17 protein-coding genes are annotated in these 18,380 nt (G+C 73.5%); 7 read left to right on the top strand and 10 right to left on the bottom strand.

From position 1 onward, the window contains the following. Both G5C51_RS43265 and G5C51_RS28195 read left to right on the top strand, forming a co-directional pair. Positions 1–1,051: ABC transporter ATP-binding protein (locus tag G5C51_RS43265; RefSeq protein ID WP_165241098.1), on the top strand; the 1,051-nt coding region annotated here is incomplete at its 5' end. Beyond that, entirely contained in the window at positions 1,048–1,695 is a 648-nt protein-coding gene (locus tag G5C51_RS28195) for an ABC transporter ATP-binding protein (protein ID WP_165241096.1), read from the top strand. The genes G5C51_RS43265 and G5C51_RS28195, both read left to right, overlap by 4 nt. Here the strand turns inward: G5C51_RS28195 and G5C51_RS28190 are convergent. Next, entirely contained in the window at positions 1,692–3,896 is a 2,205-nt protein-coding gene (locus G5C51_RS28190) for a glycoside hydrolase family 3 C-terminal domain-containing protein (RefSeq protein WP_165241095.1), read from the bottom strand. The two genes, G5C51_RS28195 and G5C51_RS28190, sit on opposite strands and share 4 nt — an antisense overlap. Before the next feature lie 59 nt (positions 3,897–3,955). Here G5C51_RS28190 and G5C51_RS28185 point away from each other — a divergent pair, with 59 nt between their 5' ends. Beyond that, a complete protein-coding gene (locus G5C51_RS28185; RefSeq protein WP_165241094.1) occupies positions 3,956–4,582 on the top strand; it encodes a TetR/AcrR family transcriptional regulator in 627 nt (208 codons plus the stop codon). 30 nt (positions 4,583–4,612) lie between these two features. Here G5C51_RS28185 and G5C51_RS28180 read toward each other — a convergent pair whose 3' ends face one another. After that, positions 4,613–5,230 (bottom strand): LysM peptidoglycan-binding domain-containing protein, encoded by a 618-nt coding sequence (locus G5C51_RS28180; protein ID WP_206314414.1) that lies wholly within the window; start codon positions 5,228–5,230, stop codon positions 4,613–4,615. A gap of 486 nt (positions 5,231–5,716) precedes the next feature. On the opposite strand from G5C51_RS28180, the gene G5C51_RS28175 reads away from it, so the two are divergent. From G5C51_RS28175 to G5C51_RS28165, 3 genes are all read left to right on the top strand, one after another. Then, positions 5,717–6,607 carry a hypothetical protein gene (locus tag G5C51_RS28175; protein WP_165241091.1) on the top strand — a complete coding sequence of 297 codons (891 nt, stop codon included), beginning with the start codon at positions 5,717–5,719 and terminating at the stop codon, positions 6,605–6,607. A 69-nt stretch (positions 6,608–6,676) separates the two neighbouring features. Continuing rightward, on the top strand, positions 6,677–6,913 hold the full coding sequence (locus tag G5C51_RS28170) for a hypothetical protein (protein WP_165241075.1): 237 nt from the start codon (positions 6,677–6,679) through the stop codon (positions 6,911–6,913). Positions 6,914–6,994: 81 nt separating this feature from the next. Continuing rightward, positions 6,995–10,624, top strand: a complete 3,630-nt coding sequence (locus G5C51_RS28165; protein WP_165241089.1) for a WD40 repeat domain-containing serine/threonine-protein kinase — start codon at positions 6,995–6,997, stop codon at positions 10,622–10,624. A 9-nt stretch (positions 10,625–10,633) separates the two neighbouring features. Here the strand turns inward: G5C51_RS28165 and der are convergent, their stop codons facing one another. The 5 genes from der to G5C51_RS28140 form a co-directional block, all read right to left on the bottom strand. Then, positions 10,634–12,124 carry a ribosome biogenesis GTPase Der gene (gene der, locus G5C51_RS28160; protein WP_165241088.1) on the bottom strand — a complete coding sequence of 497 codons (1,491 nt, stop codon included), beginning with the start codon at positions 12,122–12,124 and terminating at the stop codon, positions 10,634–10,636. 65 nt (positions 12,125–12,189) lie between these two features. Then, positions 12,190–12,858: a 1-acyl-sn-glycerol-3-phosphate acyltransferase gene (locus tag G5C51_RS28155; RefSeq protein ID WP_165241086.1), complete on the bottom strand. Its 669-nt coding sequence runs from the start codon at positions 12,856–12,858 to the stop codon at positions 12,190–12,192. After that, positions 12,855–13,526 (bottom strand): (d)CMP kinase, encoded by a 672-nt coding sequence (gene cmk / locus G5C51_RS28150; RefSeq protein ID WP_165241085.1) that lies wholly within the window; start codon positions 13,524–13,526, stop codon positions 12,855–12,857. Before cmk ends, G5C51_RS28155 begins: the two co-directional genes overlap by 4 nt. 77 nt (positions 13,527–13,603) lie before the next feature. Further along, positions 13,604–14,677, bottom strand: coding sequence for a prephenate dehydrogenase (locus G5C51_RS28145; RefSeq protein WP_165241084.1), 1,074 nt, complete (start codon positions 14,675–14,677; stop codon positions 13,604–13,606). An 85-nt stretch (positions 14,678–14,762) separates the two neighbouring features. Beyond that, positions 14,763–15,308: a YidB family protein gene (locus G5C51_RS28140; protein WP_240929976.1), complete on the bottom strand. Its 546-nt coding sequence runs from the start codon at positions 15,306–15,308 to the stop codon at positions 14,763–14,765. Between the two features lie 123 nt (positions 15,309–15,431). On the opposite strand from G5C51_RS28140, the gene G5C51_RS28135 reads away from it, so the two are divergent. Continuing rightward, entirely contained in the window at positions 15,432–15,794 is a 363-nt protein-coding gene (locus tag G5C51_RS28135; RefSeq protein ID WP_165241081.1) for a DUF952 domain-containing protein, read from the top strand. A gap of 29 nt (positions 15,795–15,823) precedes the next feature. On the opposite strand, the gene G5C51_RS28130 is transcribed toward G5C51_RS28135, so the two are convergent. From G5C51_RS28130 to G5C51_RS28120, 3 genes are all read right to left on the bottom strand, one after another. After that, complete coding sequence (locus G5C51_RS28130; RefSeq protein ID WP_165241080.1) at positions 15,824–16,873, bottom strand: pseudouridine synthase; 1,050 nt, start codon at positions 16,871–16,873, stop codon at positions 15,824–15,826. A gap of 10 nt (positions 16,874–16,883) precedes the next feature. After that, positions 16,884–17,507 carry an SMC-Scp complex subunit ScpB gene (gene scpB / locus G5C51_RS28125; RefSeq protein WP_206314415.1) on the bottom strand — a complete coding sequence of 208 codons (624 nt, stop codon included), beginning with the start codon at positions 17,505–17,507 and terminating at the stop codon, positions 16,884–16,886. Between the two features lie 35 nt (positions 17,508–17,542). Beyond that, positions 17,543–18,380: segregation and condensation protein A (locus G5C51_RS28120; protein WP_165241077.1), on the bottom strand; the 838-nt coding region annotated here is incomplete at its 5' end.

Below are 18,380 nucleotides of genomic sequence, written 5' to 3'. Positions count from 1 at the left end.
GGGCTCCCCCGCCGCCGGCGGTGCTCCTCACGACGGGAGTCCTCCCGCCGCTGCCGGTGGTCAAGCGCCGCTGGCGGGCGGACGGGCCGCCGTGGGGCGGCACGGGCGGGCGCAGCGGCCCGCAGACGCCTCTCCCGGCCCGCGCCGTTACCGAGCCGTGCGCCGCTGGGCGCTGCGAGTCCTGGCCGGTGCGAGTCCCGTCGGCGGGCGCCGGAAGCGCCCGGGCCCACCCGTCCCGCCCAGCGGGACGCCTGCCCCCGTGGGGCGGGAGAGGGCGGCAGCCCCGAGCGGCGGCAAGGCGGCGACCGCCGGAGGTCACAGCGGGGCGCCAGGCCCCGGAGGTCACGCCAGGGCGCCAGCCCAAGGCCGCCTCACCGCCCGCGCCATCCGCGTCGCCTACGGCGACTACCTCGCCCTAGACGCCGTCGACATCACCGTCCCGCCCGGCCGCATCACCGCCCTCGTCGGCCCCAACGGCGCCGGGAAGTCCACCCTCTTCCACTGCCTCGCCGGCACCCTCCGCCCCGACGCCGGGCACGTGATCCTCGACGGCAAGGACATCACTCGGGCGCCCGCTCACGCGCGCACGCGCGAAGGCATCGCCCGTACCTTCCAGCAGCTCGCCGTCTTCCCCTCCCTCACCGTCGAGGAGAACGTCCGCATCGGCGCCGAACAAGGCGCCACCCGCGACCCCCACGCCACCGACCGCGCCCTCGACCTCCTCGAGCTCACCCCGATCCGGCACGCCCGCGCCGCGGGCCTCCAGACCGGCACCCTCCGCCGCGTCGAGCTCGCCCGGGCCCTCGCCGGCGGCCCCCGCGTGCTGCTGCTCGACGAGCCCGCCGCGGGGCTCGACACCCGCGAGGCCGGCGCCCTCGCCCGTACGCTCAAGGCGCTTGCCGCCGATGGCATGGCGCTGCTGATCGTCGAGCACGATCTCGATCTCGTCGTCGAACTCGCCGACACCGCCTACGCCATGAGCGCAGGCCGCATCACCGCCTCCGGGCCCGCCGCACGCGTGCTCGCCGACCTCCAGGCCGCCGCCTCATGAGCGTCGAGATCGCGCTCGAAGGCGCGCGCGTCCATTACGGGCCGCTCGAAGCCCTGCACGGCATCGACCTCGCCGTGCCGCAGCGCCGACTCACCGTGCTCCTCGGGCGCAACGGGTCCGGCCGGACCACCGCCCTCCGCGCCCTCGCCGGCACCGTCCCCCTCACCGCGGGCCGGGTCCGCTGGCAGGGCGCGGACGTCACCCGGCTGCCCGCATACGCGCGCGCCCGCCGCGGGCTCGCCTTCACCCCCGATCTGCGCGCGGTCTTCACGTCCCTCACCGTCGCCGAGAACCTCGAACTGGTCGCCCCCGGCGGCGACATCTCCCCCGCCTTCGAGGCGTACCCGCCGCTGCGCGCCCTCCGCGGCCGCCGCGCGGGCACCCTCTCCGGCGGCGAGCAGCGCATGGTCGCCGTATCGCGCGCCCTGCTCTCCCCGGCCCGGCTGGTGCTGCTGGACGAGCCGGGGCAGGGGATGTCCGCCGCCATGGCGGCCCGTACGCACGAGCTGCTGGGCGAGCTGGACGCGACCGTCGTGGTCGCCGAGCAGTCGCTGCCGCGCGGGCTGCGGGCGGCCGCCGGGGTGGTGTACGAGCTGCGGCGGGGGGAGGTCGTCTTCGGGGGCGAGCCGGGCGAACTGGACTAGCCGCGCTTGGCGTTCGCCTCCCCCAGCGCCCGCTCCAGCTCCTCCAGGCTTACGTCCCCCATCCCGAGGCCGACGATCCGGCGGATCGGCACCGACGCCATCATCCGCGCCAGGTCCACCCCCAGCCCGTCGCCGTCCGCCCCGGCCAGCGGCTGGAAGAACTCCGCCAGCACCTCCGCCGCGTCCGGATCGGCCTGCAGCTCACCCAGCGTCGAGTCCAGCGTCAGCGGCAGCCGCAGCTCGTCACCGATCACCGCGACCCGCCGCCGCAGCCGGAGGTCGCGGCTGGAGGCGCCGACGGCGACCTCGTAGTCCCCGTCCTCGACGATCCAGCGGTCCGCCCGGGTCTCCCAGTACGCCAGGTCCGCGCGCCGCACCAGCACCTCGACCTGCGTGCTCTCCCCCGGCTCCAGCTCGGCCACCGCGAAGCCCCTCAGCTCGCGCGGCGGGCGGACGACCGGCGAGTCCGGCTTCGCTGCGTAGCACTGGACCACCTCGCGGCCCGCCCGCTCGCCCGTGTTGGTCACCGTCACCCGGGCGGTGATCCCCGCGGCGTCCGCGAGGAGTTCGAGCCCGGAGTAGGCGAAGGTCGTGTACGAGAGGCCGTGGCCGAAGGGGAAGGTGACCTCCATGTCGCGGGCGTCGTACCAGCGGTAGCCGACGTGGATGCCCTCGCCGTAGCGGACGTGCGAGTTCTCGCCGGGGAAGTTCAGATACGCCGGGGTGTCCTGGAGCCGGACCGGGACGGTCTCCGCCAGCCGGCCCGACGGGTTCACCCGGCCGAAGAGGACGTCCGCCACCGCGCCGCCGCCCGCCTGGCCCAGCAGCGCCGCGTCGAGGATCGCGGGGGCCGCCGCGGCCACCGGGGCCAGCCGCAGCACGCCGCCGTGCGCGAGCACCACGGCGGTGCGCGGCTGCGCCCGTACCACCTCGGCGAGCAACTGGAGCTGGTCCGCGGGGAGTTCGATGTGGTCGCGGTCGAAGCCCTCCGACTCCTGGTGCGCCGCCAGGCCGAGGAAGAGCACGGCGGCGGGGGCCGCCGCCGCGGTCCGTACCGCCTCGTCGCGCAGCGTGGCGGCGTCGCCTTCGCCGTCGGTGGTGAAGCCGCGGGCGTACGTGACGTCGCCGGCGAGCGCGCGGATCTCGTCCAGGGGGACGTCGAGGCGGGTGGGGTTCACGTGCGAGCTGCCGCCGCCCTGGTAGCGGGGGGCCGTGGCGAACTCGCCGAGCACGGCGAGGGAACCACCGGCGGGGAGCGGGAGCAGATCGCCGTCGTTCTTCAGCAGGACCAGGCAGTGCGCGGCGACCTCCCGGGCCAGGGCGTGGTGGTCAGCGGGGTCTGCCACAGCCGCCTCCGCCCGCCCCTCCGACGCCTTCGCCGCCAGCTCCCCGACCCGGCCCGCGGCCCGCTCCACCGCGGCGGGGTCCAGCGTCCCCGCCCGTACCGCCGCGACCACTGCCGCGTCCGTGGCGCCGCCCGTCCCCGGCATCTCGAGGTCGAGGCCGGCCGCCACCGCCGCGACCCGGTCGGCGACCGCGCCCCAGTCGCTCACGACGGCGCCCTCGTAGCCCCACTCGTCGCGCAGGACCTGGGTGAGCAGCCAGTGGTTCTCGGCCGCGTAGACCCCGTTGATGCGGTTGTACGAGCACATCACGGTCCACGGCCGGGCGGTGCGGATCACGTGCTCGAAGGCGCGGAGGTAGATCTCGCGGAGGGTGCGGGCGTCGACGTCCGAGTCCGAACGCATCCGGTCGTGCTCGGCGTTGTTGGCGGCGAAGTGCTTGAGGGACGCGCCCACACCCGTGCTCTGCAGGCCGTTCACCCAGGCCGCGGCGAGGGCGCCGGTGAGGTGCGGGTCCTCCGAGTAGTACTCGAAGTTGCGGCCGCAGCGCGGGTCGCGCTTGATATTGATGCCGGGGCCGAGGAGCACGTCGACGCCGAGCGCCCGGCTCTCCCGGCCGAGCGCCTCGCCGACGCGGCGGGCCAGCGCCGGGTCCCAGCTCTGCGCGAGGCCGGTGGCGGGCGGGAAGCAGGTGGCCGGGTGGCTCTCCGCCAGGCCGAGGTGGTCGGTGGCGCCGGTCTGCTTGCGTACGCCGTGCGGACCGTCGGTGAGCAGCAGCGAGGGCACCTCGCCGACGGCCTTCGTGGTCCAGAAGTCCGCGCCGCTGCCGAGGGCCGCCTGCTCTTCGAGTGTCGCCATAGTTAAAACCGTATGGCATTCGGTTTTCACCGGCAAGCGTCTGCTTTAAGGTCATGAGCATGGCTCGAAGAGGCCCCTACGCGAAGGGCGTCGCGAAACGCGAGGAGATCCTGGACAAGGCGCTCGAGCTCGTGGCGAGCGCCGGCTACAGCCGCACGACCGTGCGCGAACTCGCCGAGGCGGTGGGGCTCAGCCAGACCGGGCTGCTGCACTACTTCGGCTCGAAGGAGGAGCTCTTCAAGGAGATCCTGCGGCGGCGCGACGAGCTGGACCGGCGGACCTTCGGCTTCGACCCGGAAGCGGGCGGCGGACCGGTCGACGTACCGGACGGAACGGTTCGCCTGGTGGCGCACAACGCCCAGGTGCCGGGACTGGTGCAGCTGTATTCGAGGTTCGCGTCCGAGGCGGCCGAAGCCGGGCACCCGGCGCACGAGTTCTTCGGCGAGCGCTATCTGCTGGCGCGCCGCACCTTCACCGAGGGCGTCGAACGGATGCGGCAGGCCGGCGAGCTGCCGCAGGACCTGGACGCGGAGCGGCTCGCCACGCTGGCGCTGGCGCTGATGGACGGGCTGCAGATGCAGTGGATGTACGACCCCGAGGTCGACATGGCGGACCATCTGGCGCACTTCTGGGGGCTGATCACCGGACGGGGCGAGGACGGCGCCGCCCGGCGGGAGTCGCCCTGATCGGGCCTCCCGCCGGGCGGCGGTTCGGCGTTACACCTCCAGACGCTGGCCCGGGAAGATCCGGTTCGGGTCGCCGCCGATGGTGCTGCGGTTCTCCTTGTAGATCTTCTTCCAGCTGACGTCGTGCGCCTTGGCGATCTTGCTGAGCGTGTCGCCGCTCTTGACGGCGTAGTTGCCGCTGCCGCGCTTGAAGCCGCGGTCGGAGCGCGGGGCGCTGCGCTCGGGGGCGGCCTTCGGGGCCGCCTTCGGGGCCGCCTTCTGGGCCGGCGCCTGGACACCAGGGGCGGAGCCCGTGGCACCCGCTCTGACGGAGCAGTTGGGCCAGGCCCCCCAGCCCTGACTGCGCTGGACCTTGGTGGCTATCGCTATCTGCTGCGCCTTGGACGCCTTGTCGGCAGTCGGCGCGTACGCCGTGCCGCCGTGCGCCCGCCAGGTGCCGGCGGCGAACTGCAGGCCGCCGTAGTAGCCGTTGCCGGTGTTGATGTGCCAGTTCCCTCCGCTTTCGCATTGGGCGATGCGATCCCACACACCGGCGTCGGCGGCGCCCGCGGGGGACGCCGTGGCCAGCAGGGTGAGCGGCGCAATCGCAACCGCCGCTCCGGTGAGCAGTGCGGTGGTGCGACGTACGTCGTACCGGGGAAGAGACAATGGATTCCCTCTCCACGAACCCGGACTTCCCCCAAAGACGGCACGGCCGCAGGACGCTTCTGGCGCCGGCTGACCGCTCCGCCCCGTCCCGCCGGCCGTGCGAAGATCGTGCTGATGGCAGGACGTGTCCGGGCGGTGCTCGGTGCACACGGCGGAGGAATGTATGGCCGTGCTCGCCCGGTTATCAACCAAGTCATCCCTACTGCAGGCCAGTTGCCGGTTACCCCCGGTATCAGCAATTTTCGGCCACCGGATTGATACCGTGATATCTCGACATATCGCCCTCCGTCTGCGGCGATCTGTGACTCAGCTCACCACCCCAACTTGCTTGCTCTGCGCATGAGTTGGCAGGGAGTAAGGTGTTCCGCCGGATATCTCACAGTGTGCGCACGGCGGGTTGAGCAATCGGCGGCCTGGGCGTGACTCCGGACACATGTCACCCGTTGTGCTCTTACGAACACGACATACGACACCGAGGAGCCACCCGTGCCTCGCATGCTCGATGTGAGCGACGACGTACGCGCCGAGATCGGCGACGAAGAAGCGGACCGGCTGCTCGCCGGCGACAGCGCACCGGGTCAGTACGATTGCACGTCCTGCCGTACGCCCGGCGACTCCGAGCGCGAGCGCACGTCGACCGTGCTCTTCGTCGGCGACGAGACGGCAGTACTCGCCTTCGCGCACGCCACCTGCGTGCCGTCCCAGGTGGTCCCGGTCTCCGAGGACCAGCTGCAGGGAGCGGTGCGCGCCATCACCTCCCAGGAGGACGGCGCTCCGGCCCCGGCGCCTGCCCCGGCCCCCGCCGCGGTCGCGACCGTGCCCGGCGGCGCTGCGGGACGGCCCGCCGCCCCGCAGCCCGTCATCCCGCAGCCCTCCGCCCCGGAGCCCGCCACCGACGTGCCGCAGCAGGCCGTCCTCGGTGTCACCTGCGGCCTGGTGCTGTGCGGCGAGGACCTGCGCCCGGCGCTGGTCGTCGAGCCCACCGGGCCGATCGCCCGCCCCGGCTCGACCGGACCCGGCGACGACTTCCTGCCACTCCTCATCGAGCAGGGCTTCCTCCCGGTGATGGACGTCGACAAGCCGCCGTCCGCCGTGGACGGCTGGTCGGTGCTGCTCGTGGAGGGCATGCTGCACGCCGTCATGCAGCCCTCCCCGGGCGGCGAGCCGCCCACCGCGTGGTGGCAGGCGCATCAGCCGCTGCAGGTCACCGAGGGCTGGCGGGCCATCGCCGCGAAGTCGCACGAGGTGCTGGTCTATGCCGCCCCGGCCGGCGCCATCGGCCGCCAGCCGCGCGAGGACCTGCTCCGGGAGGCGCTGGAGCGCGCGGCGTCACGCGGCACCCTCGTGGGCTCCGCCATGCGGCTGACCGGCGCATAAGGGCCGTAGCCTCAAGGCCTCCACGGTCGTTGCCCGGGTGTGCACTCGTACCAGACACACATCCCCGGCATGCGTCCCGCCCACGACCACCACTCCGCGCCCGGCACCAACCAGACGCCGATCTACGACGCCCTGTACGCCGAGTACCGCCGCCTGTTCCGGGCCCTGCCCGGCGACCGCAGCGGCGAGGAGAAGCTGCGCTTCGAGGCGGTGATGCGCGGCCGGCCGCCGCTCCCCCACGGCGGCACCCGCTGGGTGCACGGACAGACGGCCGGGAACCAGGAGGGTGACGGGCACCGTCTGTAGACGGAGACTGAGAGGGACCCCGGGTCCGCACCATCGACCCGCGGGTCACCGGATGTGCCCATGCCGATGGGGGTGGCATGAATGGGCCGGTCCGCACTCGCACCCACAGATCCGCAGCGCCTGAAGAACTACATGCTGGCCGCGCGCCTCGGCGCCGGCGGTCAGGGTGTGGTCTACGAGGCCTACGACACCCGCAGCGGCGGCCGGGTCGCGCTCAAGCTGATGCGCGCCGGCTTCGACGACCCGGAGCTGCGCGGCCGCTTCGCCCGCGAGGTCGACGCCGCGCGCCGGGTCGCGGCCTTCTGCACCGCGCGGGTGCTGGACGCGGACACGGCGGCGGAACACCCGTACATCGTCTCGGAGTTCATAGCAGGCCCGACGCTGCGCGAATCGGTGCGGCACGGCGGCCCGCTGGACGGCGGCTCGCTGCTGCGCCTCGGCATCGGCATCGCCACCGCGCTGACCGCCATCCACCAGTGCGGCGTCGTGCACCGCGACCTGAAACCGGACAACGTCCTGCTCGGCCCGGACGGCCCGCGCGTCATCGACTTCGGCATCGCCCGCCTCGACGCCGCGCTGGAGTCCAGCCGTTACACCCGCCCGGGCATGCTCATCGGCACCCCGAGCTACATGGCCCCCGAGGTCGTCTCCCCCGGCGGCAGCGGCCGTACGGGCGAGGCGGGACCGCCCGCGGACGTCTTCGCGTGGGGCGCGGTGGTGCTCTTCGCGGCCACCGGCAGAGATCCCTTCGGCGGCGCCGGCATCGGCGAGGTGATCGAGGCGGTCGCGCTCCGCCGCCCGGACCTGAGCGCCCTGGCCGAGCCGCTGCGCTCGCTGGTCGACCAAGCCCTCGCCAAGCAGCCGGAGTTACGTCCCACGGCCCGCCAGATCCTGCTGGACCTGATCGGCGGCCGGGACGCCCCCGCCCGCACCCAGGGCGAGCTGGAGCGCGGCGCGGACACGGCGGCGGCGGTACGGCCCGTGGCCGAAGCCTCGCTGCCGGAGCGGCCGCTGGGAGACGCGGCGGAGGCGGTGTACGGAGCGCTGCCGCCGGCCGCGCGGGAGGCGGCGCGGGCGCTGCTGCTGCGGCTGGTCGTGCCCGGCGAACGGGCCGACGGCAGCGAGGACTCGGTCCGTACCGCGGACTGGGCGCAGCTGCGGGAGGCCGCGGAGGCGGCCGGTGCCGACGAGAACGCGGCGCGGCAGGTGGTCGCGGCCTTCACGGCGGGCGAGTGGCTGACGGCTGAAGGCGCGACACCTCAACAGGCGACGGCCGCGGCCGGGCTGCTGACCGCCGAGGGCACGTCCATCCGGCTCACCTACCCCGCGCTGCTCGGCGCCTGGCCGCGGCTGCGCGGCTGGGTGCAGGAGGACCGCGAGGGGCTGCGCACGCTGCGCCGGCTGGAGCGCGACGCCGGGCACTGGGCGGCGCAGGACCGGCGCCAGGACGACCTCTACCGCGGCGCGGCGCTGCGCGCGGCCGCGGCGTGGGCTGCCGAGGCCCCGGCGCGCCTCAAGCCGGCCGCCGCCGAGCGCGAGTTCCTGGCGGCGGGCGAGGCGGCCAGGACCCGTAACGCACGCCTCAAACGGCTGCGTTGGGGGCTGGCGGCGGTGCTGGTGGTGTGCGCGCTGCTAGGCGGCTCGATCGCGTACACGACCTCGGAGGCGAAGGCGGAGCAGGACCGCAAGGAGGCGGCGCGGCGGGTGGCGACGGTGGCGAACACGCTGCGGTTGTCCGACCCGGTGGCGGCGATGCAGTTCGCGGTGGCGAGCGTGCGGGCGGCGGACACGGTGGACACGCGGGCGGCGCTGTACGGGGCGCTGTCGCAGCGGGAGCGGGGGGCGCTGCCGCTGGGCGGGACGAGCGGCGGGCTGCTGAGCGCGGACGGCCGCACGGCGGTGTCGGTGGGCGATGGTGCGCTACGGACCTGGGACGTGGCTTCGGGCAAGGCGCGTCCCGCCGCGCGCATCGGCGGCGGCGATCCGGAGGCGGCGGCGCTCACGCCGGACGGACGCACAGTCGCGGTTGCGGACGGCCGCCGGGTGGCGCAGTACGACGCGCGCACGGGCGAGCGGGCAGCACCGTCGTATACCGCCAAGTCCCCCGTCACGGAGCTGGCGTTCGGGGGCGGCGGCATGCTCGCGGTGACCTCGCGGGACGCGGTGGTGCTGCGGGACGGAGGCCGGACGGCGGGCAGGTATCCGCACCACGACGGGGTGGCGGTGAGCCCGGACGGCAAGACCGTCGCGCTGTGCAAGGAGGGCGCCCCGGTCGGCGTCTTCCCCGTCGGCTCGCACACGCCGAAGCTGACCACGGCGCCCACACTGATCGCCGGCGCGGACTGCGCGGTGGCCTTCAGCCCCGACAGCAAGATCGTCTCCGCGGTGCTCGCGGGCGAGGTCTGCAGCTGGGACCTGACGGCCGAGAAGCCGCCGCTGCGCCGCTTCCCGCACGAGGGCGCCGGCAGGCTGGCGTTCAGCCCGGACGGCGCCTTCCTGGCCGCCACGGACACGAACGCGCTGACCCTGCGCCGCACTTCGGACCTGCGCCCGGACGCGGACCCGGCGCCGCCGGTGTCGTATCCCCTGGGCAACGAGGAGGCGGCCGCGCTGGCCCTGGACGGCAAGGCGGAGGCGGTGCGGCTGCTGAGCGGCGGGACCGTGCGGACGCTGGACGTGTGGCTGCCGCGGGGTCATGGCGCGGCGGACGACGACGGCCCGGCAGCGGCGCTGAGCCCCGACGGACGGCTGCTCGTCACGCAGCGCGGCGGCGGCCGCCTCGCGGTCGAGCCGGTGTCGCAGCGCACGCCGCGCCGGACGGTGGCGCGCGCCGCGGAGGCCCGGATCGGCGGCGAAGGGGCGTACGAGCGGCTGGTGTTCAGCCCCGACGGCCGGCGGCTGGCCACGCTCGCCCGGGGCGGCGAGGTCGCGGTGTGGCGGGTCTCGGACGACGGCGTCGAGCGGCTGCGGACGCTGCGAGAGGCGGGGAAGGCACAAGGGCTGGCGTTCCTGCCGGGAGGCGGGCGGCTGGCCGTATCGCGGGAGGACAGGGTCGAGTTCATCGGCGTACGCGACGGAAAGCTCCGCGCGACCGTCCGCGACGCCGGTGGCGCGCACCTCGCCGCCTCCCCCGCCTGCGGCCTGCTGGCCACCTCCGGCGGCGACGTGATCGACATCGGCGCCCGCAAAGTGGTGCGCCGGGGCCTGGCGCCCGCCGACGTGACGGCGCTCGCCTTCCACCCGAAGGACTGCATCGTCGCGTACGGCGACCGCCTCGGCCGGGTGGCTCTGCGCGACGCGCGCACCGGCTTCCGGCACGGCGACCTGCCCGCGACGGACGGCGGCGACGGCTCCGGCGGCCCCGAGGCGGTGGCCTCGCTGGCGTTCGGCCGGAGCGAGTTCTCGGCGAAGGGCGTGCTGGCGGTGGGCGGCGCGCACGGCGCGCTGCGGCTGTGGGACGTCTCCTGGCAGCGGCAGCTGGGCCACGGCTTCGCGACGGGGACCACGGGCCCGGTGACGGCGGGCTTCAGCGCCGACGGCGCGCGGCTCTACGAGACCGGGCCGGGCCCTGGCGGGGTGCGGGCGCACCCGATGGCGAAGGACGCGGCGGTGGCGGCGGTCTGCCGGCGAGCGAGCGCTGGGCCGCCCGTAACGGAGAAGGAGTGGGACGTCCGGCTCCCGGAGGTGGATTTCCGGAAGCCGTGCCCCTAGCAAGCCGTCCTACTTCTTGCGCCCGCGCTTCTCCCGCACCCGCACCGAGATCTGGATCGGCGTCCCCTCGAACCCGAACTCCTCGCGGAGCCGCCGCTCGATGAACCGCCGGTACCCGGCCTCGATGAACCCGGACGCGAACAGCACGAACCGCGGCGGCTTCGTCCCCGCCTGCGTGCCGAACAGAATCCGCGGCTGCTTGCCGCCCCGGATCGGATGCGGATGGGCCGCGACCAGCTCGCCCAGGAAGGAGTTCAGCTTGCCGGTCGGCACCCGCGTCTCCCACCCGGCGAGGGCGGTCTCGATCGCCGGGACCAGCTTCTCCATGTGCCGCCCGGTGCGCGCCGAGACGTTCACCCGGGGCGCCCACTGCACCTGGACGAGGTCCCGCTCGATCTCCCGCTCCAGGTAGAAGCGGCGCTCGTCGTCGAGGGTGTCCCACTTGTTGTACGCGATGACGACGCAGCGGCCGGCGTCCACCGCCATCGAGATGATCCGGGTGTCCTGCACCGAGATCGACTCGCTCACGTCGATGAGCACCACCGCGCACTCGGCCTTCTCCAGGGCCGCGGCGGTACGGAGCGAGGCGTAGTAGTCCGCCCCCTCCTGCAGGTGCACCTTCCGCCGGATGCCCGCCGTGTCGACGAACATCCACTGCTTGCCGCCGAGCTCGATCAGCTCGTCGACGGGGTCGCGGGTGGTGCCCGCCTGCTCGTTGACGACGACCCGGTCTTCCTTCGCGACCTTGTTGAGCATGGACGACTTGCCGACATTCGGCCGCCCGATCAGCGCGATCCGCCGCGGACCGCCGATGCCACCCGCCCCGAAAGTCTGCTGCGGTGCCTCGGGCAGCACGTCGAGGATGGCGTCGAGCAGGTCGCCGGTGCCGCGGCCGTGCAGGGACGAGACGGGGTGCGGCTCGCCGAGCCCCAGGTTCCACAGCATGGCGGCGTCCGCCTCGCCGGTGGGCCCGTCGACCTTGTTGGCACACAGCACCACCGGCTTCCCGGCCCGGCGCAGCAGCTTCACCACTGCTTCGTCGGTGTCGGTGGCGCCGACCTTGGAGTCCACGACGAAGACGACCGCGTCCGCGGCCTGGATCGCGAACTCCGCCTGCGCCGCTACCGACGCGTCGAGGCCGAGCACGTCCTGCTCCCAGCCGCCCGTGTCGACGAGCTTGAAGCGGCGGCCGGCCCAGTTCGCCTCGTACGTGACCCGGTCACGGGTGACACCGGGCTGGTCCTGGACGACCGCCTCGCGGCGGCCGAGGATGCGGTTGACGAGGGTCGACTTGCCGACATTCGGGCGGCCGACGACGGCAAGCACCGGCAGCGGCGCTGCGCTGCCGGCCGCGGCGAGCTCGCCGGCGATGCCCTCCAGGTCCTCGGCGTCGAAGCCCTCCTCGGCCGCGAGCTGCCTGAATTCCGCGTATTCGGACGCGGACATCTCGCCAGGGGCCTCGCCGGCCGGCGCCTGCTCGCTAGGGGTGTCGTCGCTCATCGGAGTGCTGTCCTCATTCACTGGGGGTCCGGGGGCATACCCCGGGACAATGCAGTAAGTCTCGTCTAACGGCCGGTCGCGCGCCTGGCGGCCGCCAGATGCGCGGTGAGCCGCTCCTGAATGCGCCCGGTGGCGTCGTCCAGGGCCTTACGCGTGCGCCGGCCGCTGCCGTCGCCCGCCTCAAAAGGGTCGCCGAAAACGACGTCGATCCGGCTGCGCAGCGGCGGCAGCTGGGGTATCGCGCGGCCGCGCCGCTCCCCGCTGCCGAGCACCGCCACGGGAACCACCTGTGCCCCCGACCGTACGGCGAAATACGCCAGGCCCGCGCGCAGCGACGCGAAGTCGCCCTCTCCCCGCGTACCCTCCGGGAAGATTCCCAGCACTCCCCCGCGCTCCAGGACGCCGAGCGCATGGGTGATGGCTTTACGGTCGGCGCCGGAGCGGTCGACCTTCACCTGGCCGATGCCGCGCAGGAACGGGTCCAGCGGGCCGATGAATGCTTCCTTCTTGATCAGGAAGTGCACCGGCCGCGGCGCCGTGCCCATGAGCACCGGGCCGTCCACGTTGTGGGTGTGGTTGATCGCGAGGATCACCGGCCCGGCGGCGGGCACCCGCCAGGCGCCCAGCACCCGGGGCCGGAACAGCCCGTTGATGATCCCGATGCCCAGCCGCCGCCCCACGGCGGCACCGCGCAGCGTGGGCGCCTTGTCAGCGGACGAGGAAGCCGTGGTCACCGACCCTGCTGCTTCTCTTCTACGAGCGTGACCACGCACTCGATGACCTGCTCGAGGGTCAGCTCGGTGGTGTCCACCTCGACGGCGTCGCCGGCCTTGGCCAGCGGCGAGGTCTTACGGGTGGAGTCGGCGGCGTCGCGCCGGGCGAGGGCCTCCTGGGTGGCCTTCAGCCCGGCCGCGTCCTTGCCCTTGAGCTCGCCGGAGCGGCGGGCGGCGCGGGCCTCCTCGGAGGCGGTGAGGAAGACCTTCAGGTCGGCGTCCGGCAGCACGGTGGTGCCGATGTCGCGGCCCTCGACCACGATGCCGGGCACGGCCTCCTTGGCGATGCTGCGCTGCAGCTCGGTGATCCGCGCCCGCACCTCCGGCACCGCGGAGACGGCGCTGACCGCGGAGGTGACCTCCTGGGTGCGGATCGGCGCGGCCACGTCGGTGCCGTCGACGGTGATGGTCGGGGCGGACGGATCCGTACCGGAGACGATCTCGGCCCGGCCGGCCGCGGCGGCGATGGCGGCGGGGTCCTTGATGTCGATGCCGTGGTGCAGCATCCACCAGGTGATCGCGCGGTACTGGGCGCCGGTGTCGAGGTAGCGCAGGCCGAGCTTGGCGGCGACCGCCTTGGAAGTGCTCGACTTGCCCGTACCGGAGGGGCCGTCGATTCCGACGATCATGAATGTGCACCTTTCGCGTTCAGCCTGGCACGTGCTCGTAAGGGCCCGAGGGCCCCGCTAAGGGTACTGGCAACGCGTCACTGCCTGAGCGCCCACCCGCGCTCGCGCAGAGCGGCGGTCAGGGCGGGCGCGGCCTGCGGCTCGACCATGAGCTGCATGCGCCCCGCCTGCTGGCCGGTGGCGTGCTCGATGCGGACGTCCTCGATGTTGACCCCGGCGCGGCCCGCGTCGGCGAAGACCCGGCCCAGCTGGCCCGGCTCGTCGCTGATGAGCACGGTGACGATCTCGTACTCGGCGGGCGCCGCGCCGTGCTTGCCAGGCACCCGGTCGCGCCCGGCGTTGCCGCGGCGCAGCACGTCCTCGACGCCCGCCGTCCCTGCGGCATCGGCGGCCTCGAGCGCGCGCAGCGCCTTGACGGTCCCGTCCAGATCGGCGGCGACCTCGGAGAGTACGTCGGCGACGGGGCCCGGGTTGGCGGAGAGGATGTCGATCCACATCGCCGGGTCGGAGGCGGCGATCCGGGTGACGTCCCTGATCCCCTGCCCGCACAGCCGTACCGCCGTCTCGTCGGCGTGCTGCAGCCGGGCGGCGACGAGGCTGGAGACCAGCTGCGGGGTGTGCGAGACGAGGGCGACGGCCCGGTCGTGGGCGTCGGCGTCCATGACGACGGGCACGGCGCGGCAGAGGGCGACGAGCTCCAGCGCCAGATTCAGCACCTCGGTGTCGGTGACCGGCGTCGGGGTGAGCACCCACGGCCGGCCTTCGAAGAGGTCGGCGGTGGCGGCGAGCGGCCCCGAGCGCTCGCTGCCGGCCATGGGGTGGGTGCCGATGTACGAGGTGAGGTCCCCGCCCGCTTCCTCGAGGGCGCGGCGCGGCCCGCCCTTCACGCTGGCGACGTCGATGTAGCCGCGGGCCACACCGGCCCGCTGCGCGGCCGCCAGCGCCTCGGCGGCGTAGGCGGGCGGCACGGCGACCACGGCGAGCTCCACGGGCCCGTCGGGCTCCTTGTCGGCCCCGGCGCCGAGCGCGGCGGCGGTACGGGCCTGGTCGGCGTCCTCGTCCCGCAGATAGACCTGCACGCCGCGGCCCGCGAGGGCGAGGGCGATGGAGGTGCCGATGAGGCCGGTGCCGATGACGAGGGCTGTTCTCACGCTGCCCAAGCGTACTGAGCCGCACATGCCACCGCCGGGCCGCCCGTCTGCTGAGACGGGCGGCCCGGCGGTCGGTGGCCGGTTGTCAGGCTGCCTTCTGGCCGCCCTGACCCCAGCCGCCCGGCACGACCTCGTTGACGACGTCCTCCAGCGAACGGTTCAGGTCGTCGGCGCCGTGCGGGGTGGCGCGGTCCACGGCCTGCGGCAGGGTGCGGGCGATCTCGTCGGCCGCCTGCTCGTCGGTGAGGCCGTTCTCCTGCGCCGCCTGGTGCAGGGCGTCGGCGGGGACTATGCGGGTGACCTCGTCAGGGGTGAGGTCCTGGTTGGCGCCGGGCTGGACCCAGGACTGGGCCTTCTCCCGGACGGCCGGGTCGGCCTGGTCGCTGTCGAGGAAGCCGAGGAGGCCGCTGAGCGGGTTGTTGGACTGCTGGCCCTGCTGGCCGCCGCCACCGCCGCCCAGGAGGCCACCGAGCGCGCCGCCGAGGCCGCCGCCCTGCTGGCCCTGCTGGCCGCCCCCGCCGAGGGCCTGCAGCAGCGAGCCGAGGAGGTTGCCGCCGCCGCTGCCCTGAGCGCCGCCGCTGCCGCCGCCGAGCAGACTGCCGAGAAGTGCACCGAGAGGATTGCTGGACATGGTCATGCCCTTTCGTGTCGCATGTGGCCGGGGGCCACGTCGACGCATTCCCCGGCATCGGACATAGCCCAATCTGCCGCAAACCCGGCATACCGGCCACTCGAGCGCGGTACACAACCGGACATGATCTACCACGTGGTGCCGCTGGACGACTGGCTGCTCGCGCCGGACCGCCCGTACGCCCCGCCGCACCTCTCCGAGATCGGCTTCGTGCACTGTTCACCCGACGAGGCGACCAGCCTGACGGTCGCCGACACGGCATACCGGGACACCCGCGGCCCGCTGATGGTGCTGATGATCGACGAGCACGCGCTGGACGCCCGTATCCGCTGGGAGCCCGCGGACCCGACGCCGCCCCCGGGCGTCCCCGCGGACACCCTCTTCCCGCACGTCTACGGGCGGATCAACCGCACCGCGGTGGCGGGAATGCTGGAGGTACGCAGGGACGCCCAGGGGCGGGCGGTGGAGCTGGCGGTCTGGTCGTAAGGGAGTCGGGCAGCCGCAGGAGCGGGCTGTTACAGCCCGACCTCCTTCATCAGCATCCCCACCTCGGTGTTCGTCAGCCGCCGCAGCCAGCCGGACTTCTGGTCCCCGAGCGCGATCGGACCGAACTTCGTCCGCACCAGCTTGTCCACCGGGAACCCGGCCTCGGCCAGCATCCGTCGCACGATGTGCTTGCGCCCCTCGTGCAGGGTGACCTCGACGAGATAGTTCTTCCCGGTCTGCTGCACCACCCGGAAGTGATCGGCCCGCGCGTACCCGTCCTCGAGCTGGATGCCGTCCTTCAGCCGCTTGCCGATCTCGCGCGGCAGCGGCCCGCGGATGGCGGCGAGGTAGGTCTTCTGCACGCCGTAGCGCGGATGAGTGAGCCGGTTGGTCAGCTCGCCATGGTTGGTGAGGAGGATGATCCCCTCGGTCTCGGTGTCCAGCCGCCCGACGTGGAAGAGCCGCGTCTCGCGGTTGTCCACGTAGTCGCCGAGGCACTGCCGCCCTTCGGGGTCCTCCATGGAGGAGACGACACCGGCCGGCTTATTGAGCGCGAAGAAGAGATACGACTGGGTGGCGACGGTCAGCCCGTCCACCTTGATCTCGTCCTTCTCCGGGTCGACACGGAGCCCCTGCTCCATGACGATCTGCCCGTTCACCTCGACCCGGGCCTGGTCGATCAGCTCCTCGCAGGCCCGCCGCGAGCCCATGCCGGCCCGCGCGAGCACCTTCTGCAGCCGCTCGCCCTCCTGCTCGCCGAAGGTCTTCGGCAGCTTTACGGCGGGCTTGCTGTGCCGCTCGCGGTTGCGCTCCTCGATCTGGGCGTCGTACTCCCGCGACCGCGCCGGCGCGGGCCTGCCGGGCCGCCCGCGCCCGCCACCGGGCTTGCCGCCGGCCGCCGGACGGCCACCGCCCGGCTTGCTCCCGCCCTGGTCGTACCGGCGCTCCTCAGGGCGCGGCCGGCCGCCCTTCTGGTCGCCCTTGTTGCCGGCACCCCGGAAGTTGCGGTTGTTCCCGCTCTTCCGGCCACCGCCACTGCCGCCGCTGCCGCCTCGGCCACCGCCACTGCTGCTTCGCATGGAACTTCAGCTAGTCCTTGTCGTCGTCTACGTCGAACGACGGGACCCCTTCCTGCGATTCGCCTTCCACCGCGTCCGCCTCCGGGAGGAAGGGAGCGAGCTCCGGGAGCTCGTCGAGGCCGCGCAGGCCCATCCGCTCCAGGAAGTAGTTCGTCGTCCTGTACAGGATCGCACCTGTTTCGGCTTCCGTCCCCGCCTCCTCGATCAGCCCGCGCTGCAGCAGGGTCCGCATGACCCCGTCACAGTTCACCCCGCGGACGGCCGAGACCCGCGACCGGGACACCGGCTGCCGGTACGCGACGACGGCGAGCGTCTCCAGCGCGGCCTGCGTCAGCCGCGCCTGCTGCCCGTCGAGCACAAATCCCTCAACGGCCTCGGCGTACTCCGCGCGGGTGTAGAACCGCCACCCATTGGCCACGAGCCGCAGGTCGAAGCCGCGCTGCTGCGCGGTGTACTCATCGCGCAGCTCGGCGAGTGCCTCGGAGATCTCGCGGGGCTTGCGGTGCAGGACCTTGGCGAGGTGATCGGCGGTAACGGGCTCGTCGACGACCATGAGGACGGCTTCGAGGGCGGGCTTGAGGGGGAGGTCGGCTAGGGGGTCGGCGTTGGCCTCTGCGTCGGCCTCGCTCTCCAGGACCTCAGGCTGCTGCTGCTCTTCCTCGGTAACGCTCACTGCGCTGCCCCCTCCTCGTCCTTCTCACGTTCTACGGCCGGGGTGTCGAACTCATCCGTGACCATCGGCGTCCCACCGTCCTCCGGCCCGGTCCACCGCACTATGAGCGGCCCCAGCGCCTCATCCTGATCCAGCGCGACGGCCCGCTCACGATAGAGCTCAAGCAGCGCGAGGAACCGGGCGACGACGGTGAGCGAGTCGGGTGCGTCGGCGACCAGCTCATGAAAAGCGGCATTCCCGAGCTCCCGCAGCCGCGCGACGACGACCTCGGCCTGCTCGCGCACGCTGACCAGCGGCGCGTGGATGTGATCGACGTACACCTGCGGCTTCGGCTTCGGCTGCATCGCCTTGACGGCCAGCTTCGCAAAGCCCTCGGGCCCTATCGAGATGACGACATCCGGCAGCAGCTCGGCGTGATGCGGCTCCAGCCCGACCGTCCGGGGGTGGAGGCGGGACTCGCTCTCCAGCCGGTTCTGGAAGATATCCGCTATCTGCTTGTACGCCCGATACTGCAGCAGCCGCGCAAAGAGCAGATCCCGCGCTTCGAGCAGCGCCAGATCCGCCTCGTCCTCGACCTCGGCGGCGGGGAGGAGGCGGGCGGCTTTGAGGTCGAGGAGAGTGGCGGCGACGACGAGGAACTCGGTGGTCTGGTCGAGATCCCAGTCGGGGCCCATCCCGCGGATGTGCGCCATGAAGTCGTCGGTGACGCGGGAGAGAGCGACTTCGGTGACGTCGAGCTTGTGCTTGGAGATGAGCTGGAGGAGGAGGTCGAAGGGGCCTTCGAAGTTGTGGAGGCGGACGGTGAATTTGCCGTCGTCGGGGTCGGGGGTGGGG

This window comes from Streptomyces coryli (assembly GCF_011044975.1).
Lineage (GTDB): Bacteria > Actinomycetota > Actinomycetes > Streptomycetales > Streptomycetaceae > Streptomyces > Streptomyces coryli.
This window is presented reverse-complemented; position numbering and strand designations above follow the sequence as displayed.